Origin of the sequence: Lutibacter sp., from assembly GCF_013139515.1 — a bacterium.
Lineage (GTDB): Bacteria > Bacteroidota > Bacteroidia > Flavobacteriales > Flavobacteriaceae > Lutibacter.
This window is the reverse complement of record NZ_WTAR01000034.1, coordinates 15,430-36,388: the sequence shown is the minus strand read 5'-3', so window position 1 is coordinate 36,388 and position 20,959 is coordinate 15,430. Positions and strand designations below refer to the sequence as shown.

Sequence of the window (20,959 nt, the reverse complement as noted above, 5' to 3'; positions counted from 1 at the left end):
ACTATATTACAAATCAAAAACAGAGTTTCTTTTGGTGTAAATCATATCTTTCAATCGAAGTAAAAATGCTAATGTTAAGTATATTCCGAAGGAAAAACCAAACGTAACAAAAGAAATATAAATAAAAAACAAGCGCACATTAGATACACGCATACCCAATCTATCTGCAAATCTTGATGAAACTGCAAAGCCATGTTTTTCAAAATAATGTCGTAAAGAATCAATCCACTTCAAAAGCCTCTAATTTTTACGCAATATACTAATTTCCAAAATAAGATAGAGCTCTTTAACAAAATTGTAGTTACAATTTTTTAACTTTGCAACTTTCCAAAAATCAAATGGCAAAACACGAAGAATATATTGAAGTCCTTGGAGCTCGTGTTCATAATTTAAAAAATATTGACGTTCGCATTCCAAGAGAAAAATTAGTTGTTATAACTGGTTTAAGTGGTAGTGGGAAATCGTCATTAGCTTTTGATACCATTTATGCTGAAGGCCAGCGTAGATATATTGAAACTTTTTCTGCATATGCACGTCAATTTTTAGGAGGATTGGAACGACCTGATGTTGACAAAATTGATGGGCTTTCTCCTGTAATTTCTATTGAACAAAAAACCACCAATAAAAGTCCGCGCTCTACCGTTGGAACAATTACAGAAATTTACGATTTTTTACGTTTACTCTATTCAAGAGCTGCTGATGCTTATTCATACAACACCAATAAAAAAATGGTAAGTTATAGTGATGAGCAAATAAATGAGTTGATTTTAAAAGATTTTAAAGATAAAAAAATTGTAATTCTTGCGCCAATAATAAAATCTAGAAAAGGACATTATCGTGAACTTTTTGAGCAAATTGCAAAACAAGGCTTTGTTAAAGTTCGTGTTGACGGTGAAATTATAGACATTGAAAAAGGAATGCGTTTAGATCGTTACAAAATGCATGATATTGAAATTGTAATTGACAGATTATTAGTAAACAGTTCTTCTGAAAAAAGATTAGAAGAAACCATCACAACTGCACTATATTCTGGTGAAAATATTTTAATGGTTTTAGAACACGAAACTAATATTCCTCGCTATTTTAGTCGCGATTTAATGTGTCCTAAAACTGGTATTTCGTATCCAAATCCTGAACCTAATAATTTTTCATTTAACTCACCAAAAGGAGCTTGTTCAACTTGTAACGGACTAGGGAAAATTAACAAAGTAAATCTTCAAAAAATAATTCCAAATAATAAAATTTCAATTAAAAGTGGTGGAATTGCACCGCTTGGCGAACAAAAAAGCAGTTGGATTTTTAAACAACTTCAATTAATTGCTGACCGCTATAAATTTCAATTGACCGATCCTATTTCAAAAATTCCAAAAGAAGCGTTAGATATTATTTTAAACGGTGGAAATGAAAAGTTTAAAATAGATTCAAAAGCAATGGGTGTAACCCGCACTTATGAAATTGATTTTGAGGGGATTATTAGTTTTATTGAAAGTCAATATAAACTAAGTGAATCTACCTCCATAAAACGTTGGGCTAAAGATTTTATGGATGAAGTAAATTGCGAAACTTGTGAGGGAAAAAGACTTAAAAAAGAAGCTTTATATTTCAAAATAAACAAAAAAAACATTTCTGAATTAGCTCAGCTTGATATTTTAGAACTTGCCGAATGGTTTGCAAATATTGAAAAAAAATTAAGTGACAAACAACTCAAAATAGCTTCAGAAATATTAAAAGAAATTAGAACAAGAATTCAATTTTTATTAAATGTTGGGCTAGATTATTTAACTTTAGATAGAAGTTCAAAATCTTTATCGGGTGGTGAAGCACAACGAATTCGATTAGCAACTCAAATTGGTTCTCAATTAGTTGGTGTCTTATACATTTTAGATGAACCAAGTATTGGTTTACACCAACGCGACAATCAGAAATTAATAAATTCATTAGTTAATTTAAGAGATGTTGGAAATTCAATTATTGTTGTGGAACACGACAAGGATATGATTGAACATGCCGATTATGTGATTGATATTGGTCCGGGCGCTGGTCGTTTTGGTGGTGAAATTGTGAGTGAAGGAACTTTTGAAGAATTAAAACAACACAATACGCTAACTGCAGATTACTTAAACGGCACAAAAGAAATTGAAATTCCTAAAAAAAGACGAAAAGGGAATGGTAAAAAAATAACTTTAACAGGCGCAACTGGTAATAATTTAAAAAACCTAACTGTCAACTTCCCTTTAGGAAAACTTATTTGTGTAACGGGTGTTTCTGGTAGCGGAAAATCTACCTTAATAAACGAAACTCTTTACCCAATTTTAAACAAGCATATTTATAGAGGCGTTAAAAAACCAATGCCTTATAAAACTATTAAAGGATTAGAAAATATTGATAAAGTAATTGCCATAAACCAATCTCCAATTGGTAGAACTCCACGTTCAAACCCAGCAACTTACACAGGTGTTTTTAGCGAAATACGAAGTTTATTTGCTAAAACAAGTGAAGCTGCAATTAGAGGTTACAAACCTGGAAGATTCTCATTTAATGTAAAAGGCGGAAGATGTGAAACTTGCCAAGGTGGTGGTGTTCGTGTTATTGAAATGAATTTTTTACCTGATGTTCATGTAGAATGTGAAACGTGTCAAGGTAAACGTTTTAACAGAGAAACATTAGAAATTAGATATAAAGGAAAATCAATTTCTGACGCATTAAATATGACTATTGATGATGCTGTTGAATTTTTTGAACTTATTCCAAAAATATTTAGAAAGCTAAAAACAATACACGATGTTGGTTTGGGTTATATTACTTTAGGGCAACAATCAACAACATTATCAGGTGGTGAGGCTCAACGTATTAAATTGGCTTCAGAGTTATCAAAAAAAGATACTGGAAATACTTTTTATATTTTAGACGAACCAACTACAGGACTTCATTTTGAAGACATTAGAGTACTTATGGACGTTTTAAATAAATTAACCAATAAAGGAAATACAATACTTGTTATTGAACATAACTTAGATGTTGTAAAACTAGCTGACCATGTTATTGATATTGGAATGGAAGGCGGTAAAAAAGGTGGAGAACTAATTTGCTTTGGAACACCTGAAGAAATTAGTACGCATAAAAAAAGCTATACTGCACAATTTTTAAAAAAAGAATTAAATTAGTTAGCTACTAAAAAAAACTGTTATTTAGCAACTTAAAATTGAGATTTAAAGAATTATGATACCAAATGAAGATCGAAAAATAAGGGAAAAATTCAAGCAAAAAACTTGGAACGAAATTAAAACAAATGATTCTTGGGCTATATTCAAAATTATGGCCGAATTTGTTGAAGGTTTTGAGCGTTTAAGCAAAATTGGTCCTTGTGTGAGTATTTTTGGTTCTGCACGTACAAAACCAGGTCATAAACATTATAAATTAGCTGAAAGCATAGCTTTTGAATTAACACAAAGTGGTTATGGTGTTGTTACTGGTGGTGGACCTGGAATTATGGAAGCTGGTAATAGAGGAGCTGCACGTGGTAAAGGAATATCGGTAGGTTTAAATATTGATTTACCTTTTGAACAACATGACAACCCATATATTGATTCAGATAAGAGTTTAGATTTTGATTACTTTTTTGTTCGTAAAGTTATGTTTATGAAATACTCTCAGGGTTTTGTTGTAATGCCTGGTGGGTTTGGAACTATGGATGAACTTTTTGAAGCAATTACACTAATTCAAACTAAAAAGATTGGTAAATTTCCAATTGTTTTAGTTGGAAGAAAATATTGGACTGGACTAATGGATTGGATTAAAAACACACTACTTGAAGAAGGAACAATAAGTCCAAAAGATTTAGATTTAATTTCAATTGTTGATACTGAAGAGGAAGTTTTAGAAGTAATTGACACCTTCTATAAAAAATACAGTTTAAGCCCTAATTTTTAATAAAAACCCTCTTGAAAAATAATATATTTTTTGCGCTTTTAATCTGTATTATTAGTTTAACTACATATAGTCAAACTAATACTATTAAAATGTCTGTAATTTTAAATACAGCTACTAATGAACTTAAAATAGAACAAGAAACTACTTTTCACAACAAGTCTGACAGTTTATTAAATGAAGTCTATTTTCATAATTGGGCTAACGCTTATAAAGATAAAAAAACACCTTTAGCAAAACGTTTTATTGAAAATTATTCAAAATCTTTTCATTTCACCAGCGAAAAACACAGAGGAAATTCAACAATAAAAAATATAACAATTAATTCAAACAGTACCACTTGGGAAAGTACTAAAGAAAACCCTGATATTTTAAAAGTAAACTTAACACAAGAATTAAATCCTAAAGATTCTGTTAGAATAACAACGACTTATATTGTAAAAATCCCTAAGGATAAATTCACAAAGTACGGCGTGAACACAGTTAGCTATAATTTACGTTATTGGTATTTAGCTCCAGCAATCTTCACTAATTCATGGAAAACTTATAACAATTTAGATATAGATGATTTGTATATTGATTATACAAATTATCATATTAATATTAAAGTACCAATAAATTATATTGTAAATAGTGATTTAATAATTTCAAAAACCACATCTAATTTTAATAAGTACACATTAATTGGCAAAAATAAATTAGACGTAGAACTAAACATAACTCAACAAAACGACTTTATTGAGTACAAATCAAATCCTAAAATAATTACCAATTTAACGTCTGAAGATGTAAGCACTTCAATTAAAACTGACATTTTAAATAGAGAACTAGAATTTATAAAATCATACTTGGGTGAATTTCCGCATGAAAAATTATTCATTAATAAAATTGAGTATGATAAAAACCCTGTTTATGGTTTTAATCAACTCCCTTCATTTTTAGCTCCTTACAATACTAATTTTGAATGGGACATACAGTTATTTAAAGTACTTTCAAAAAAATATATTCATTCTATTTTCTTGTTTAATCAAAGAGAAGATGCTTGGCTTGCAGATGGTTTACAAACCTATTTAATGATAAAATATATTGAAAAATACTATCCTAAAATGAAAGCACTAGGCAATGTTTCAAAACTTTGGGGTATTAGAAATTTCAACTTAGCTAAAATTAGTTTTAATGATAAATACCCTTTTGTTTATCAATTTGCTGCCCGTAAAAATTTAGATCAAGCTTTAACATCTCAAAATGATTCTTTATCAAATTTTAATCGAAAAATTGTAAATAAATACAAAGCTGGGTTAGGGTTAAAATATTTAGAAATCTACTTAGGTGAAGACGTAATTAGTAATTCTATCACTAATTTTTCAAAAGAAAATTCAGAACAACAAACAAATAGCAATCAATTTTTAACAAAAATTAAAACAACTAAAGATATTTCTTGGTTTACAAATGAATATTTAAAAACAACAAAAAAGGTAGACTATACCATTAAAAAAATTACCAAAAAGAACGATTCACTTGAAGTAAGTATTTTAAATAAAAGAAATTTTACAACACCTATTCAACTTTACGGAATTAAAGGCAAAGAAATTAAATTTAAAAAGTGGTTAACAAATATTGATTCTATAACAACCATTACAATTCCTACAAATGGTTTTGATAAACTTTCATTAAATTACGAATCGTTTTTACCTGAATATAACTTAAGAAACAACTGGAAAAATGTAGATAAAAAATTATTCAATAGACCTCTTCAACTAAAGTTCATGAAAGATATTGAAAACCCATATTACAATCAATTTTTTTACACACCTGTATTCAGATTCAATTATTATGACGGAGCAGTTTTAGGATTGGCAATTTCAAATAAAACATTACTAAAAAAGAGTTTTAACTATAAAATAACACCTTCATACAGTACAAAAAGTAAAACACTTTCAGGAGTATTTTCATTATTGTATGAGCATCTTCCAGAAAATAAAAAAGTAAATAGGTTTGCATTTGGTTTAATAGGTAGCAACTTCCATTACGCTGAGAATTTAACTTACACGGCACTTAGTCCATTCGCTATGCTTGAATTTAAACGAAAAAACTTAAGAGATGTTAGTAGAAATGCATTATCTGCTTCTTACACATTTGTTAATCGTGAAAAATCACCAACTCAAACTGACCATATTGAAACTAATAAGTACAAAGTTTTTAATTTAAGTTATGGCTATGCCAAACCTGAAATTATTGAAGATATTCGCTTTTCATCAGGCCTTCAAATTTCTAGTAAATTTAGCAAAGTTTCACTAACAGCACATTACAGAAAGTTAACTGATGCTAATAGGCAGTTTGATTTTAGGTTTTTTGCTGGTGCTTTCTTAACCAATAATACTGAATCTGATTTTTTTAGTTTCGCTTTAGATAGACCAAGTGATTATTTATTTAAATACGACTATTTGGGAAGATCAGAAACGTCTGGGTTTTTTAGCCAACAAATAATTATTAATGAAGGTGGTTTTAAATCTAAACTTCCTGTTGCCTTTGCAAATCAATGGCTTACTACTTTTAACACAAGTGTTGGATTATGGCGTTGGCTTGAAGTTTATAATGATATTGGGCTTATTAAAAACCGAAATGAGAAAGCTTATTTTGCACATGAAAATGGTATTAGACTAAACTTTATACAAGATATTTTAGAACTTTATTTTCCAGTACATTCAAATTTAGGTTGGGAAATATCTCAACCAAATTATAGCTCTAAAATTAGATTTGTTCTTGTAATAAAACCAAAACGAATTTATAATTTTGTGAAAAGAGGTTTTTATTAATTTAACAAACCTCTTAAGGCAAATCAACATTATTAAACAATTCTTAATAATAAAGAGGTTTTTCAATTTTATTTTCACAATTATTCAACTACTTCGCACTATTTTTAAATATCGTTTAAAATTCGTATATTTGCAAAACTAAAAATTTCGAAAATATGAATGTAAAATCTTCGTCTACAAACCTAGAAAACCTATCATTTAATCAATTTAAAAAAGAAGTATTACACGATTATAAAATTGCTGTAATAAGTAGAGAATGTAGTATTTTAGGAAGAAGAGAAGTTTTAACTGGAAAAGCGAAATTTGGAATTTTTGGTGACGGTAAAGAAGTACCTCAATTAGCCATGGCAAAAGCCTTTAAAAAAGGTGATTTTAGATCTGGTTATTACAGAGATCAAACATTTATGATGGCTATTGGTGAATTAACACCTCAACAATTTTTTGCAGGATTATATGCACATGCAGATATTAAAGCTGATCCAATGTCTGGTGGACGTCAAATGGGCGGACATTTTACTACACATAGTTTAGATGAAAATGGGCATTTTAAAAATTTAACTGAACAATACAATTCAAGTGGTGACATTTCACCTACGGCTGGTCAAATGCCACGATTATTAGGTATTGCCTATGCCTCAAAATTATTTAGAGAATTACCTGAAGTTAAAAACCCTAAATTCTCAAATAATGGAAATGAAATTTCTTGGGGAACTATAGGAAACGCAAGTACTTCCGAAGGTATATTTTTTGAAACAATTAATGCCGCAGGTGTTCTCCAAGTACCAATGATTATTAGTGTTTGGGATGATGCATATGGAATTTCTGTTCCTGCAAAATATCAAACAACTAAAGAAAATATTTCTGAAATTCTAAAAGGCTTTCAACGTGATAATGAAGCTAATGGTTATGAAATTTTTGTTGTTGAAGGTTGGGACTATCCTAAATTAATAGATATATACAACAAAGCATCTAAAATTTCTCGCGAAGAACATGTTCCTGTTTTAATTCACGTAAAAGATTTAACACAACCTCAAGGCCATTCAACTTCTGGATCACATGAACGTTACAAATCTAAGGAACGTTTAATTTGGGAAAAGCAAAACGATTGTATTGCTAAAATGCGTGATTGGATTATAGAATTTGATCTGAAAGATGAAAATAACAACACGCTACAATTTATTGATTCTGAAGAAGAATTAATTAAAATTGAAAAAGATGCTAAAAAAGAAGTTAGCAAAGCTAAAAGAGAGGCTTGGAACGCGTTTTTAAACCCATTAAAAGAAGAACAAAAAACTTTAGTTAACTTACTTGAAAATCTTTCAGCAAAAAGCAATAACAAAACTTTTATTTTAAAATTAAAAAATGATTTAGCTTCAATTCTTGAGCCTTTAAGAAAAGATATTTTATCAACTGCAAGAAAAGCAACTGTTTATGTTAGAAATGAAAGTTTATCTGAAAAGAAACAGTTACAAAACTGGATTAAAAATTACATAAAAACTAAACAACCTAAATATAGTTCACATTTATATAGTGAAACGGACCAAAAAGTTAGCCTTTCTGAGGAAATTTCACCAACTTACAATTCCAATGCTGAACTAGTTGATGCAAGAATTATTATAAAAGATAATTTTGATACGCTGTTTTCAAAACATCATAATTTATTTATTTTTGGAGAAGACGCTGGTAATATTGGTGATGTTAATCAAGGTTTAGTTGGTCTTCAAGAAAAATACGGAAAACTAAGAGTTTCAGATACTGGAATTAGAGAAGCAACAATTATAGGACAAGGCATTGGAATGGCTTTAAGAGGTTTGCGCCCAATAGCTGAAATTCAGTATTTAGATTATTTATTATACGGTTTACAAATTTTAAGTGACGATTTAGCAACACTTCATTACAGAACAGCAGGAAAACAAAAAGCTCCATTAATTGTTAGAACTCGTGGTCATAGATTAGAAGGTATTTGGCATTCAGGCTCACCAATGGGAGCAATTATACATTTGTTAAGAGGAATGAATATTTTAGTTCCAAGAAATATGACAAAAGCCGCCGGATTCTACAATACATTATTAGCGTGTGATGAACCTGGTTTAATTGTTGAAAATTTAAACGGTTACCGTCTTAAAGAAAAATTACCAAACAATTTTGGTGAATTTAAAACACCTATTGGTGTTGTAGAAACTGTAAAAGAAGGTACAGATATTACTGTATTATCATATGGATCAACACTAAAAATAATTGAAGATTCAGTGAATAACCTAGCACAAGTTGATATAAATATTGAGATTATTGATGCTCAAAGTTTACTTCCTTTTGATACCAATCAAGATGTTGTAAAGAGTATTCAAAAAACAAATAGGTTAATTGTTATTGATGAAGATGTTCCTGGAGGAGCTTCAGCATATTTGCTTAATGAGGTTTTAGAAAAACAGAATGCTTATGAATATTTAGATAGTAAACCAATAACTTTAACTGCTAAAGAACATAGAGCAGCTTATGGCACAGATGGAGATTACTTTTCTAAACCAAATGCTGAAGATATATTTGAAACTATATATGGCATAATGCGAGAAGTTGACCCAAATAAATACAAGAAATTATATTAAATAAAAAACCCAGCTAAAGCTGGGTTTTTTGTTTTATTTACTCGCAAATAGCTTTACATCACTTTCTGAGACTTCCTTTTCTCCTAAAATAATAAGCCTTTCAACTACATTTCTTAGCTCACGTATATTCCCAGTCCAATCATAATTTTGCAATAATTTTATTGCTTGTGATGAAAAAGATTTTACAGCAGTACCTTGCTCACTTGCTATTTGTTGTGCGAAAAAATTAATTAACAAAGGAATATCTTCTCTTCTTTCATTTAAAGATGGCACATTAATTAAAATTACTGCTAACCTGTGGTATAAATCTTCTCTAAAATTCCCTTTAGAAATTTCCTCTTTTAAATTTTTATTAGTTGCTGCTACTACCCTAACATCAACTTTTATATCCTTATCACTTCCAACTCTTGAAATTTTATTTTCTTGCAAAGCTCTTAGAACTTTAGCTTGAGCAGGAAGACTCATATCTCCTATTTCATCTAAAAAAATAGTACCTCCATTAGCGGCTTCAAATTTACCTGCTCTATCTTTATTAGCGCCTGTAAACGAACCTTTTACATGACCAAATAACTCGCTTTCAATTAATTCAGAAGGAATTGCAGCGCAATTAACCTCAACCATTGGCCCTTTTGTTCGTTCACTTTTTTCATGCAACCAATGTGCAACTAATTCTTTTCCGGTTCCATTTGGACCTGTAATAAAGACACGTGCATCAGTTGGCGCTACTTTTTCAATCATTGTTTTAATATGAGAAATGGCTTCACTTTCACCAATCATCTCATATTTTTTACTTACTTTTTTCTTTAACAATTTATTTTCTACAACTAATTCTTTTTTGTCTAAAGCGTTACGAACTGTATTTAATAAACGGTTTAAATCTGGTGGTTTAGAAATATAATCAAAAGCGCCTAAACGCATTGTATTTACAGCAGTATCTAAATCTCCATGACCAGAAATCATTACAATTGGAATTTCAGGTTTCAACTTTTTAATTTTTTCTAAAACTTCAATACCATCCATTTTTGGCATTTTTATATCGCATAAAACCAAATCAAAATCTGATTTTGAAATCATTTCAATGCCCTTCAAACCATCTTCAGCTTCTTCAACTTGATACGTATCATTTTCTTCAGAAATTATTTTTTTCAATACTCTGCGAATAGCAGCTTCATCTTCAATAATTAATATTTTTGACATCTTATGCTTTGTTTTGTATTAAATGTACATCTCTTTGTGGAAATGGTATTTCTATATTATTAACTCTAAATTTCTTATCTATTTCGTAACGCAAATCGCTTTTTATTTTTAGCTGAGAAAAACTATCATTAATTGTAAATAGTAACTTAAATAGTAAAGCACTATCCCCAAAATCCATAAAGAGCACATCAGGTTTTTTTGTTTTTAAAACCTTAGGGTGTGCTTGTGCTACTTCAATTAATACTTTTTTTACTTTCTCAACATCAGAACCATAAGCTACACCAATATTAATTGCTTCAACGGTTGAAGTCCCATTTTGAGTCCAATTATATAAACTATTTGTTAAAAATTTATGGTTTGGAATTATTATAACTCTACCGTTCACCGTTACAGCTCTTGTTGTTCTTAAACGTATTTCAAAAACTCTGCCAACTTTTCCTTCAATTTCAATTATATCATTTACGTGTAGTGTTTTATCTAATAAAATAAAAATACCTGATATAATGTCCTGAAATAATGTTTGAAGTCCTAATCCCAAACCAACAAGTAATGCGGCAGAACCAGCTAGTAACACACTTACTTGAATTCCTGAAGATTCTAAGGCAATTATTATTACAAGTAGGTATATAAAATATTTTAAAAAAGAAAAAATGCTTTTAAACTTACCCTTATCTTCTTCTTCTAGTTGTTTATTTATTATTCTTCGTGCAACTTTTAATAGCACGCTTGTTATAAAAAATGCAATTATTAAAACTAAAATTGTTTTTACAGAAATATGAATATTTTCACTTAATTGAAATGTATAATTTAATAAACTTCTAAGCTTTTCCATATCTTAATATTTTAACCATTTATACAACTCTTTATAACTTGGTTTTTTGCCATACATTAAAATACCTACTCTATAAATTTTAGCAGCAAACCAAACAATTGCAATAAAGGTAATTATTAACAATAACATGGATGTTACAATTTGCCACCAAGGCACTCCAAATGGAATTCGCATTAACATAACTATTGGCGATGTTAATGGAAATAATGAAAACCCTAAGGCAATTGGGCCATGTGGATTTTCAATTACAGAAAAACCAACATAAATAGCAATAATCAAAGGCATTAAAACCGGCATCATAAATTGCTGTGTGTCTGTTTCACTATCAACAGCAGCACCAATTGCTGCATAAATTGAGCTGTAAATTAGGTAACCTCCTAAAAAATAAATAATGAATGAAAAAAACATCGTTAAAATTGGCAAACTTTTTATTTCTTGAAGCACTAATTGTAATTCACTAGCTGAAGTTTGTTGTACTTGTTGTACTATTTCTGGATTCATTTGCCCAACACTTGTAGCTGAACTTGCAGTTTCTATCCCAAAAATTGAAGTTACAAGAAGCATTAAAAATCCAGCTGAAATCATCCAAATAATAAATTGTAAAATACCAGCTAATGCATTTCCAATTATTTTACCCAACATTAATTGAAATGGTTTTACAGATGAAATAATGACTTCAATAATTCTACTTGTTTTTTCTTCAATTACACTTCTCATTACTGATGTGCCGTAAATTATAATGAACATAAAAATTAAATACCCAAATCCTCCACCAACAGCCATGCGCAACAAACTTCCAATTTTAGATGATTTTTCTCCCGAGAAATTTTCTGAAGCTATATTTACATTTGTTTCAGTGGCCTTTATCTTCTCAACATCAACATGAAGTTGTTCTATTTTTAGATTTCTTATTTTCTTTTCTAATTTACTTTCAATATCTGATAGCAATGATAAACTAGGTGTATCTTCCGAATAAAAGGCAACTCCTTTTGAAAGGTTAATTAAACTATCATTTTTTGGTATATAAATTAAACCGTAGTAAAATTCTTTGGTTTTAACTTTAGCCATTTCTAAGCCTAACGCTGTTAAATTTACATATTTTGTATGTTCAGAATCTGTAAATACAGTTTCTAATTGATGTGATTCATCAACAAAAGCAATTGTTCTTGTCTCTTCACTATTCTTTTCGTTTAAAAAAATAATTAACGAAAATAAACCCGCCATTAACAAAGGACTTAACAATGTTAATATGATAAACGATTTATTTTTAACCTTTGCTAAAAACTCTCTTTTTATAATTAGTTTTAGTTTACCCATTGTTTGCTACGGCTTTTAAAAATATATCATTAGCACTTGGAATAATCTCAGTAAAATGTGTGATCTGCGATTTGTTATTTAAATAATTAATCAAATCTGTAGATGTTTCTCCATTTTTTAAATCAATTAAAAGGCGTAAATCATTATTAATTGATGCTTTTGATTTTTGAACTTTAAATTTAGTTTCAATTTCAGAAAATAACACTTCTTTATTATCACTTAACAATCCAACTTCAAATTGATTGGTTCTAAATTGTTGCTTAATATCGTTTAATTTACCGTCTAATATTTTATTCGATTTATCAATCAAAGCAATATATTCACATAATTCTTCAACAGATTCCATTCTGTGTGTAGAAAAAATAATACTTGCGCCTTCATCACGAAGTTTTAGAATTTCATCTTTAATTAAATTTGCATTTATTGGATCAAAACCACTAAAAGGTTCATCAAAAATTAATAATTTTGGACTGTGAAGTACTGTAACTATAAATTGAACTTTTTGAGCCATTCCTTTTGAAAGTTCTTGAATTTTTTTGCTCCACCAATCAGTAATTTCAAATTTCTCAAACCAATACAGTAGCTTTTTTTTAGCTTCAGTTTTAGACATTCCCTTAAGTTGCGCTAAATATAAAACCTGTTCACCAACTTTCATACTTTTATACAAACCACGTTCTTCGGGTAAATACCCAATAGACTGAATATGATGCGGTTGTAATTTTTCATCACCTAAATAAATAGTTCCGCTATCTGGTAAAGTAATTTGGTTAATAATTCTTATTAATGAAGTTTTTCCTGCGCCATTTGGACCTAACAAACCAAAAATACTTCCTTCAGGCACAGCAATTGAAACGTTGTTTAATGCTGTAAAATTCCCATAATTTTTACAAACATTCTCAACGGTTAAAATATTTTTCATCCTATAGCTTTTAATTCAAGAACGAAAATAATTTTATTTTATTAAAATTGACTTAAACTTTTACTAAAATTACTAAAGTCTTTCAATATATTTTTGTTGAATTGTTTTTAAAAAGTCAACAGTAGCTTTTGGTTTTACAATACGAATAATTTCAGTTATACTTCCATTTATGTAAAATATACCTTTTGCAACATCATAATTACTATCAGTAATATTGTTTTTTACTTCAATTGTAATTCTTTTAAATTCGTTCCATTCAATAAATCTAGGTGTTTCAACGTAAAAAACATCGTCTTCAATTTCAGATTTAAAAACCCCTTTTTCTAATTCACTAATCTCAAAAAATCTATTTACTCTTATAACCGCTTCAGTATTTGTAAATTTTTCGCTTTTAACAAATTCAAAACCTGAATCTTTATACAATTGTTGTACTTTCTCAACTTCAGTAAATCTATTAATCCCTTTTACCCTAATTGCATTTAATTTTCTTGAATTAATAGTTACTTCACATTTCGCACCAGACAATTTTAAATTGTTTTGCTCATTAATTTTTTGTGTAACACGCAATATTTTTTCAAACGAATTTGGATTTTTAGTAACAAATAATACCGAAATAGGTTTTTCAACATCTGTAAACCTACTGTAATATGATTTATATGGGTCTGGAACATTAATAACAAAAGTTTTTGGAATTTTATTTCCATCAACCGTATCAACATTTTCTTGCAAAATTACTTTTCCAATAAGTTCTCTAGTTCCCATAAATTTAAGTTTAAGTTAAGTGATTTTAAACTTATTCTTTTTTTTTTAATTAAACAAGTAAAAACGTTACACAAATATTTTTTTAATTTATTATGCGTGCATAGTATTTTTTTATATATTTGAAAATGCAAAAAGAACAAACCATAGATCATGCGTTAAGAGCTACATGGCAAGCAGTTGCAAAAATGTACAATGAAGTAGCGGGGAAATTTGATAGCACAATGGCAAGTGCTTTTGTTTTGTTAAACGTTGATATTGAGCAAGGAACGCCTTCAACAGCTTTAGGTCCGTTAATGGGAATGGAACCAACTAGCCTTTCTCGTATTCTTAAAAACATGGATGAAAAAGGATTTATTTATAGAGAAAAAAATCCTGAAGATGGCAGAAGCGTTCTAATAAAACTCACAAAATTAGGCATTGAAAAAAGAACAACATCACGTGAACATGTGATTCAATTTAATGAAACCGTGAAAAAAAATATCTCTAAAGAAAAAATAAAAAACTTTTTTGAAGTTACAGAAACAATAAATAAGCTGATAATTGATAAAAAAGTTTTTGGTATTAATTCGTCTAAATAAAAATATAAATCCAATAAACAATGAAAAGACCAATAAAAAAAGTTGCAGTAATTGGTTCCGGTATTATGGGATCAGGTATTGCCTGTCATTTTGCAAACATTGGTGTAGAAGTTTTGTTACTCGATATTATTCCTCGTGAATTAACCGCAGTAGAAAAAGCAAAAGGACTTACACTAGAAAGTAAAGTAGTACGAAACAGGATAGTTAATGGTAGTTTAAAAGCATCATTAAAATCTAAACCATCGCCTATTTACAATCAAAAATTTGCAAGTAGAATTACTACAGGAAATTTAGAAGATGATATTTCTAAAATTAAAGATGTAGATTGGATTATTGAAGTTGTTGTTGAACGACTTGATATTAAACAATTAGTTTTTGAAAAAGTTGAAAAATATCGTACACCTGGCACATTAGTTTCATCAAATACTTCTGGTATTCCTATCAAATTTATGAGCGAAGGCAGAAGTGAAGATTTTAAACAACATTTTGCTGTTACTCACTTTTTTAACCCAGTACGTTATTTAAAATTATTTGAAGTTGTACCAGGGCCAGGTTGCAAACAAGAAGTTACTGACTTTTTAATGATGTATGGTGAAAAATTCTTAGGGAAAACCTCCGTTTTAGCTAAAGATACACCGGCATTTATTGGAAATAGAGTTGGTATTTTTGGAATAATGAGTTTATTTCACCAAGTAAAAGAGCTAGGTTTAACTATTGAAGAAGTTGATAAATTAACCGGCCCTGTTATTGGTCGCCCAAAATCTGCAACTTTTAGAACTGTTGATGTTGTTGGCTTAGACACCTTAGTCCATGTTTCAAACGGGATTTATGAGAATTGTACTGAAGATGAATCTCATGACTTGTTTAAACTTCCTAAATTCATCAGTACCATGATGGAAAACAAATGGCTGGGAAGTAAAACTAAACAAGGTTTTTATAAAAGAGTTGTTGAAAACGGTAAAAAAGAAATTCTATCGTTAGACTTAGATACGCTAGAATATCGTCCAAAGAAAAGAGCAAAATTTGCAACGCTTGAAATGACTAAAACTATTGATAATGTTATTGATAGATTTAGAGTATTGATAAAAGGAAAAGACAAAGCAGGTGAATTTTACAGAAAAAACTTTGCTGCAATGTTTGGGTATGTTCAAAATCGTATCCCTGAAATTTCAGATGAATTGTATCGTTTAGATGACGCAATGAAAGCTGGTTTTGGTTGGGAACACGGTCCTTTTGAAATTTGGGATTCCATTGGAATTGAAAAAGGTATTGAGTTAATCCAAGCCGAAAATATTTCTGTAGCAAGTTGGGTAACTGAAATGCTTGAAAATGGTCATAAAAATTTCTATTCTGTGCAAGATGGAGCTAAATATTACTATTCAATTCCTTCAAAAAAACAAGAAAAAATTCCTGGACAAGATAGTTTTATCATTCTTAACAATATTAGAGAAGCAAAAACAATTTGGTCAAATGCAGGCGCTTCAATTCAACATTTAGGGAAAGGAGTTTTAAATATAGAATTCCAATCTAAAATGAACACTTTAGGTGGTGAAGTTTTACAAGCTATTAATAAAGGAATTGATTTAGCAGAAACTGAATACGAGGCGGTTATATTAGGAAATCAAGCACCAAACTTTTCAGTTGGAGCAAATTTAGCAATGGCATTTATGATGGCTGTTGAGCAAGAATATGATGAGTTAAACATGTCTGTAAAATATTTTCAAGATACGGTAATGCGTTTGCGTTATTCATCGTGTCCAACCATTATTGCTCCACACGGATATACATTTGGGGGCGCTTGTGAAATGAGTATGCATGCAGATAAAGTAGTTGCTGCTGCTGAAACTTACATTGGCTTGGTTGAATTTGGTGTAGGAATAATTCCTGGAGGTGCTGGTTCAAAAGAAATGGCTTTAAGAGCTTCAGAAGGAGTTTTAAAAGATGATGTAAAACTAAATAAATTACGAGATTATTTTATAAATATAGCAATGGCTAAAGTTGCAACTTCAGCTCATGAAGCCTTTGATTTAGGCTTCTTGAAAGAACATAAAGATTTAGTTGTAGTTAATAAAGACCGACAAATTGCAACAGCAAAACGTCATGCAATTCAACTATTAGAAGATGGTTATACACAACCTGCTCCTAAAAAAGCGTTGGTTTACGGACAACAAGCATTAGGAATGTTTTTAGTTGGAACTGATAGTTTAGAAAAAGGACGTTATGCATCTGAACACGATAAAAAAATAGCTAATAAATTGGGTTATGTAATGGCTGGTGGAGATTTATCTGAACCAACATACGTATCTGAACAATACTTATTAGATATTGAGCGTGAAGCAATAATGAGTTTATTTACTGAACGCAAAACATTAGAGCGTATTGAGCACATGTTAAAAACTGGTAAACCTTTAAGAAACTAAAAAAATGAAAACAGCATATATAGTACAAGGATATAGAACTGCAGTTGGTAAAGCTCCAAAAGGTGTTTTTCGATTTAAAAGACCCGATGAATTAGCCGCTGAAACAATTGAGCATTTATTAAAAGATGTTCCACAATTAGATAAACATAGAATTGATGATGTAATTGTTGGTAATGCAATGCCTGAGGCCGAACAAGGTTTAAATATAGGGCGTTTAATTTCATTAATGGGATTAAAAGTTGAAGATGTTCCTGGAATGACAGTGAATAGATATTGCGCATCAGGATTAGAAACTGTAAGTATTGCGGTGGCTAAAATTCAATCTGGAATGGCCGACTGTATTATTGCAGGTGGCGTAGAAAGTATGAGTTATATTCCAATGGGTGGTTATCGTCCAGTTCCAAACTACAAATCGGCAAAAGAAGGCCACGAAGATTATTATTGGGGAATGGGATTAACTGCTGAAGCAGTTGCACAACAATTTAAAGTTTCTCGTGAAGATCAAGATGAATTTTCTTTCAAATCACATATGAAAGCTTTGGAAGCGCAAGCAAACGGAACTTTTGATGATGACATTGTACCAATTACTGTTGAAAATATTTTTCTAGATGGTAATGGAAAAAAACAAACAAAAAATTACATTGTTTCTGCTGATGAAGGTCCACGTAAAGGAACTTCAATTGAAGCTTTAGCGAAGTTACGACCAGTTTTTGCAAATGGTGGAAGCGTTACTGCTGGTAATTCTTCTCAAATGAGTGATGGAGCTGCATTTGTTTTAGTAATGAGTGAAGAAATGGTGAAAGAACTAAACATTGAGCCTATTGCTCGTATGGTTTCTTTTGCTGCCGTTGGTGTTGAACCTCGCATTATGGGAATTGGACCTGTAAAAGCAATTCCTAAAGCATTAAAACAAGCAAATCTTACATTAAATGATATTGATTTAATTGAGTTAAATGAAGCATTTGCGTCTCAATCTTTAGCAGTAATGAGAGAACTTGGTATTAACCAAGACATTGTAAATGTAAATGGTGGAGCTATTGCATTAGGTCATCCGCTAGGTTGTACTGGTGCAAAACTTTCTGTTCAACTATTTAACGAAATGCGCAGGAGAAAAAACAAATATGGTATTGTTACCATGTGTGTTGGAACCGGACAAGGTGCAGCTGGAGTTTACGAATTATTAAAATAAATCATCTAAAAATCTAAATAGTACTTAAAATGGCAACAATAAAAGGAGGAGAATTCCTAATTAAAGAAATTAAAGCTGAAGATATATTTATCACTGAAGAGTTCAATGAAGAACAAAAAATGATGAAAGATGCGGTTATTGAATTTATTGACCGTGAAGTTTGGCCTTTAAAAGAACGTTTTGAAAATAAAGATTATGCTTTAACTGAAGAGGTAATGCGTAAAGCTGGTGAAATGGGATTTTTAGGTGTTTCAATTCCTGAAGAATATGGTGGAATAGGAATGGGATTTGTTTCAACAATGTTAGTTACAGACTACATCTCAGCTGCAACAGGTTCACTAGGAACTGCTTTTGGTGCACACACAGGTATTGGAACTATGCCAATTTTCTTATACGGTACTAAAGAACAAAAATTAAAATATTTACCTTATCTAACTTCAGGTGAAAAATTTGGAGCTTATTGTTTAACTGAACCTGGCGCTGGTAGTGATGCAAATTCAGGAAAAACAACTGCTGAATTAACTGCTGATGGTAAACATTATAAAATTAACGGACAAAAAATGTGGATTTCAAATGCAGGTTTTGCTGAAATCTTCATCGTTTTTGGGCGTATAGAAAATGATAAAAATATCACTGCATTTATTTTAGAATTTGATAAAAACAATCCAAACGGCGTAACATTAGGTGAAGAAGAACACAAACTTGGTATTTCATCATCTTCAACTCGTCAAGTATTTTTTAATGATACTTTGGTGCCTGTTGAAAATATGTTAGCTGGCCGAGGTGAAGGTTTTAAAATAGCTTTAAACTCATTAAATGTTGGTCGTATTAAATTGGGCGCAGCTTGTTTAGATGCAAGTAGAAGAATTATTACCGAGTCTGTTAAATATGGTAATGAGCGTAAACAATTTAAAACAGCAATTTCAAATTTTGGAGCTATTCAGAAAAAATATGCTGAAATGAGCACCAAAACATTCGCACTTGATGCTGGATCTTATAGAGCTGCAAAAGATATTCAAAATATGATTGATACTTTATTGGTTGATGGTAAATCTCATCAAGAAGCTGAGTTAACTGCTTTTAGTGAATATGCAATTGAATGTGCTATTATAAAAGTATTTGGTTCTGAAGTATCACAATATGTTTCTGATGAAGGTATTCAAATATTTGGAGGAATGGGATTCTCTAAAGATACACCAATGGAAAGTGCTTGGAGAGATGCTCGTATCACAAGAATTTATGAAGGAACTAATGAAATAAACAGACTTTTAACTGTTGGAATGCTGCTTAAAAAAGCAATGAAAGGTGAAATTGATTTAATTACACCTGCCATGGAAGTTGGAAATAGTTTAATGGGAATACCATCATTTGATACTCCAGATTTTTCTGAATTATTATCAGAAGAAAAAGCAATGATTGAAAAGTTGAAAAAAGCTTTCTTAATGATTGCAGGAAAAGCGGTACAATCTTATGGAGCTGATTTAGACAATCACCAACAATTAATTTTAGCAGCTTCAGAAGTTATGATTGAAATTTACATGGCTGAATCTGCAATTTTAAAAGCTGAAAAAGTTGTTAGTTTAAGTTCTGAAAAAGAAGGAGAAATTCAAGTAGCAATGGCAAAGTTAAATTTATATAATGCTATTGAAAAAATAAATAATTTTGGAAAAGAAGCTGTACTCTACTTCTCTGAAGGAGATGAGCAAAGAATGATGCTTATGGGCTTAAAACGTTTTACAAAATATGTAAACAATCCAAATCCAATAGCATTACGTAAAATTATTGCTGAAAAAGTAATTGCTGAAACTAGCTATTGTTTCTAAACAAATTCAATCAATTAAATTATACTATAAAAGCTGTGACATAAATTGTTACAGCTTTTTTCAGTTTCATAATAAAATTAGCAGTTTTTTTCGTAATTTTATAATATCAATTTTTAACACACTTAATACTAATTGTTTAACATAAAATTACCAATGATGGAAAGAAATATTGGAATTTGGATTGACACTAAACAAGCTGTTATTATTAAACTCTCCAATAATAACCACAACGTAAAAATTATTGAATCTAACATTGAGACTCGAGAACGTGTAGCTGGAGAATCTAAAAAATTTGGCCGATTTGGAGGTCAATATTTGACTTATGAAAAAAATAAACTAAACCGTAAGCTCGAGCAAACCAATCAATTTATAAAAAACCTTTTCAAAGAGGTTGAAACTTGCAACTCATTGGTGCTATTTGGTCCTTCAAAAATGAAAAATATTTTTGAAAAAGAAATTAAAAACAATATGCAATTAGCAAAAAAATTAAAAGGCGTTTCTAATTCAAAACTATTAACCGAAAATCAAATGGTTGCTTGGGTAAAAGATTTTTATAATTCTAACAAATCATAA

At 30.0% G+C, this 20,959-nt stretch carries 15 protein-coding genes; 9 read left to right on the top strand and 6 right to left on the bottom strand.

Features of this window, described 5'->3' with window-relative positions:
* Positions 1-6: 6 nt before the first annotated feature.
* The gene (locus GQ540_RS04480; protein WP_291797969.1) at positions 7-234 is read right to left on the bottom strand and encodes a PspC domain-containing protein; all 228 of its coding nucleotides are present in this window, start codon (positions 232-234) and stop codon (positions 7-9) included.
* Positions 235-338: 104 nt separating this feature from the next.
* Between GQ540_RS04480 and uvrA the strand changes: the two genes are divergently transcribed.
* From uvrA to GQ540_RS04460, 4 genes are all read left to right on the top strand, one after another.
* A complete protein-coding gene (gene uvrA, locus GQ540_RS04475; RefSeq protein WP_291797965.1) occupies positions 339-3,164 on the top strand; it encodes an excinuclease ABC subunit UvrA in 2,826 nt (941 codons plus the stop codon).
* Between the two features lie 55 nt (positions 3,165-3,219).
* Positions 3,220-3,930, top strand: coding sequence for a TIGR00730 family Rossman fold protein (locus GQ540_RS04470; protein ID WP_291797962.1), 711 nt, complete (start codon positions 3,220-3,222; stop codon positions 3,928-3,930).
* 89 nt (positions 3,931-4,019) lie between these two features.
* Positions 4,020-6,743, top strand: coding sequence for an aminopeptidase (locus GQ540_RS04465; protein ID WP_291797959.1), 2,724 nt, complete (start codon positions 4,020-4,022; stop codon positions 6,741-6,743).
* A 155-nt stretch (positions 6,744-6,898) separates the two neighbouring features.
* Entirely contained in the window at positions 6,899-9,349 is a 2,451-nt protein-coding gene (locus GQ540_RS04460; protein WP_291797956.1) for a thiamine pyrophosphate-dependent enzyme, read from the top strand.
* Positions 9,350-9,382: 33 nt separating this feature from the next.
* Here the strand turns inward: GQ540_RS04460 and GQ540_RS04455 are convergent, their stop codons facing one another.
* From GQ540_RS04455 to GQ540_RS04435, 5 genes are all read right to left on the bottom strand, one after another.
* On the bottom strand, positions 9,383-10,546 hold the full coding sequence (locus GQ540_RS04455) for a sigma-54 dependent transcriptional regulator (RefSeq protein WP_291797953.1): 1,164 nt from the start codon (positions 10,544-10,546) through the stop codon (positions 9,383-9,385).
* A 1-nt stretch (position 10,547) separates the two neighbouring features.
* Positions 10,548-11,378 carry a mechanosensitive ion channel domain-containing protein gene (locus GQ540_RS04450; protein ID WP_291797951.1) on the bottom strand — a complete coding sequence of 277 codons (831 nt, stop codon included), beginning with the start codon at positions 11,376-11,378 and terminating at the stop codon, positions 10,548-10,550.
* A gap of 3 nt (positions 11,379-11,381) precedes the next feature.
* On the bottom strand, positions 11,382-12,695 hold the full coding sequence (locus GQ540_RS04445) for an ABC transporter permease (RefSeq protein ID WP_291797948.1): 1,314 nt from the start codon (positions 12,693-12,695) through the stop codon (positions 11,382-11,384).
* Positions 12,688-13,614: an ABC transporter ATP-binding protein gene (locus GQ540_RS04440; protein ID WP_291797945.1), complete on the bottom strand. Its 927-nt coding sequence runs from the start codon at positions 13,612-13,614 to the stop codon at positions 12,688-12,690. Before GQ540_RS04440 ends, GQ540_RS04445 begins: the two co-directional genes overlap by 8 nt.
* Before the next feature lie 72 nt (positions 13,615-13,686).
* Positions 13,687-14,376, bottom strand: a complete 690-nt coding sequence (locus GQ540_RS04435) for a hypothetical protein (RefSeq protein ID WP_291797942.1) — start codon at positions 14,374-14,376, stop codon at positions 13,687-13,689.
* A 125-nt stretch (positions 14,377-14,501) separates the two neighbouring features.
* Between GQ540_RS04435 and GQ540_RS04430 the strand changes: the two genes are divergently transcribed.
* The 5 genes from GQ540_RS04430 (at position 14,502) to GQ540_RS04410 (ending at position 20,959) form a co-directional block, all read left to right on the top strand.
* The gene (locus GQ540_RS04430) at positions 14,502-14,954 is read left to right on the top strand and encodes a MarR family transcriptional regulator (protein ID WP_291797940.1); all 453 of its coding nucleotides are present in this window, start codon (positions 14,502-14,504) and stop codon (positions 14,952-14,954) included.
* Positions 14,955-14,974: 20 nt separating this feature from the next.
* Positions 14,975-17,374, top strand: a complete 2,400-nt coding sequence (locus tag GQ540_RS04425) for a 3-hydroxyacyl-CoA dehydrogenase/enoyl-CoA hydratase family protein (RefSeq protein WP_291797936.1) — start codon at positions 14,975-14,977, stop codon at positions 17,372-17,374.
* A 4-nt stretch (positions 17,375-17,378) separates the two neighbouring features.
* Positions 17,379-18,563 carry an acetyl-CoA C-acyltransferase gene (locus GQ540_RS04420; RefSeq protein ID WP_291797933.1) on the top strand — a complete coding sequence of 395 codons (1,185 nt, stop codon included), beginning with the start codon at positions 17,379-17,381 and terminating at the stop codon, positions 18,561-18,563.
* A gap of 29 nt (positions 18,564-18,592) precedes the next feature.
* Positions 18,593-20,386: an acyl-CoA dehydrogenase family protein gene (locus tag GQ540_RS04415; RefSeq protein ID WP_291797930.1), complete on the top strand. Its 1,794-nt coding sequence runs from the start codon at positions 18,593-18,595 to the stop codon at positions 20,384-20,386.
* Positions 20,387-20,539: 153 nt separating this feature from the next.
* Positions 20,540-20,959: a hypothetical protein gene (locus GQ540_RS04410; protein WP_291797927.1), complete on the top strand. Its 420-nt coding sequence runs from the start codon at positions 20,540-20,542 to the stop codon at positions 20,957-20,959.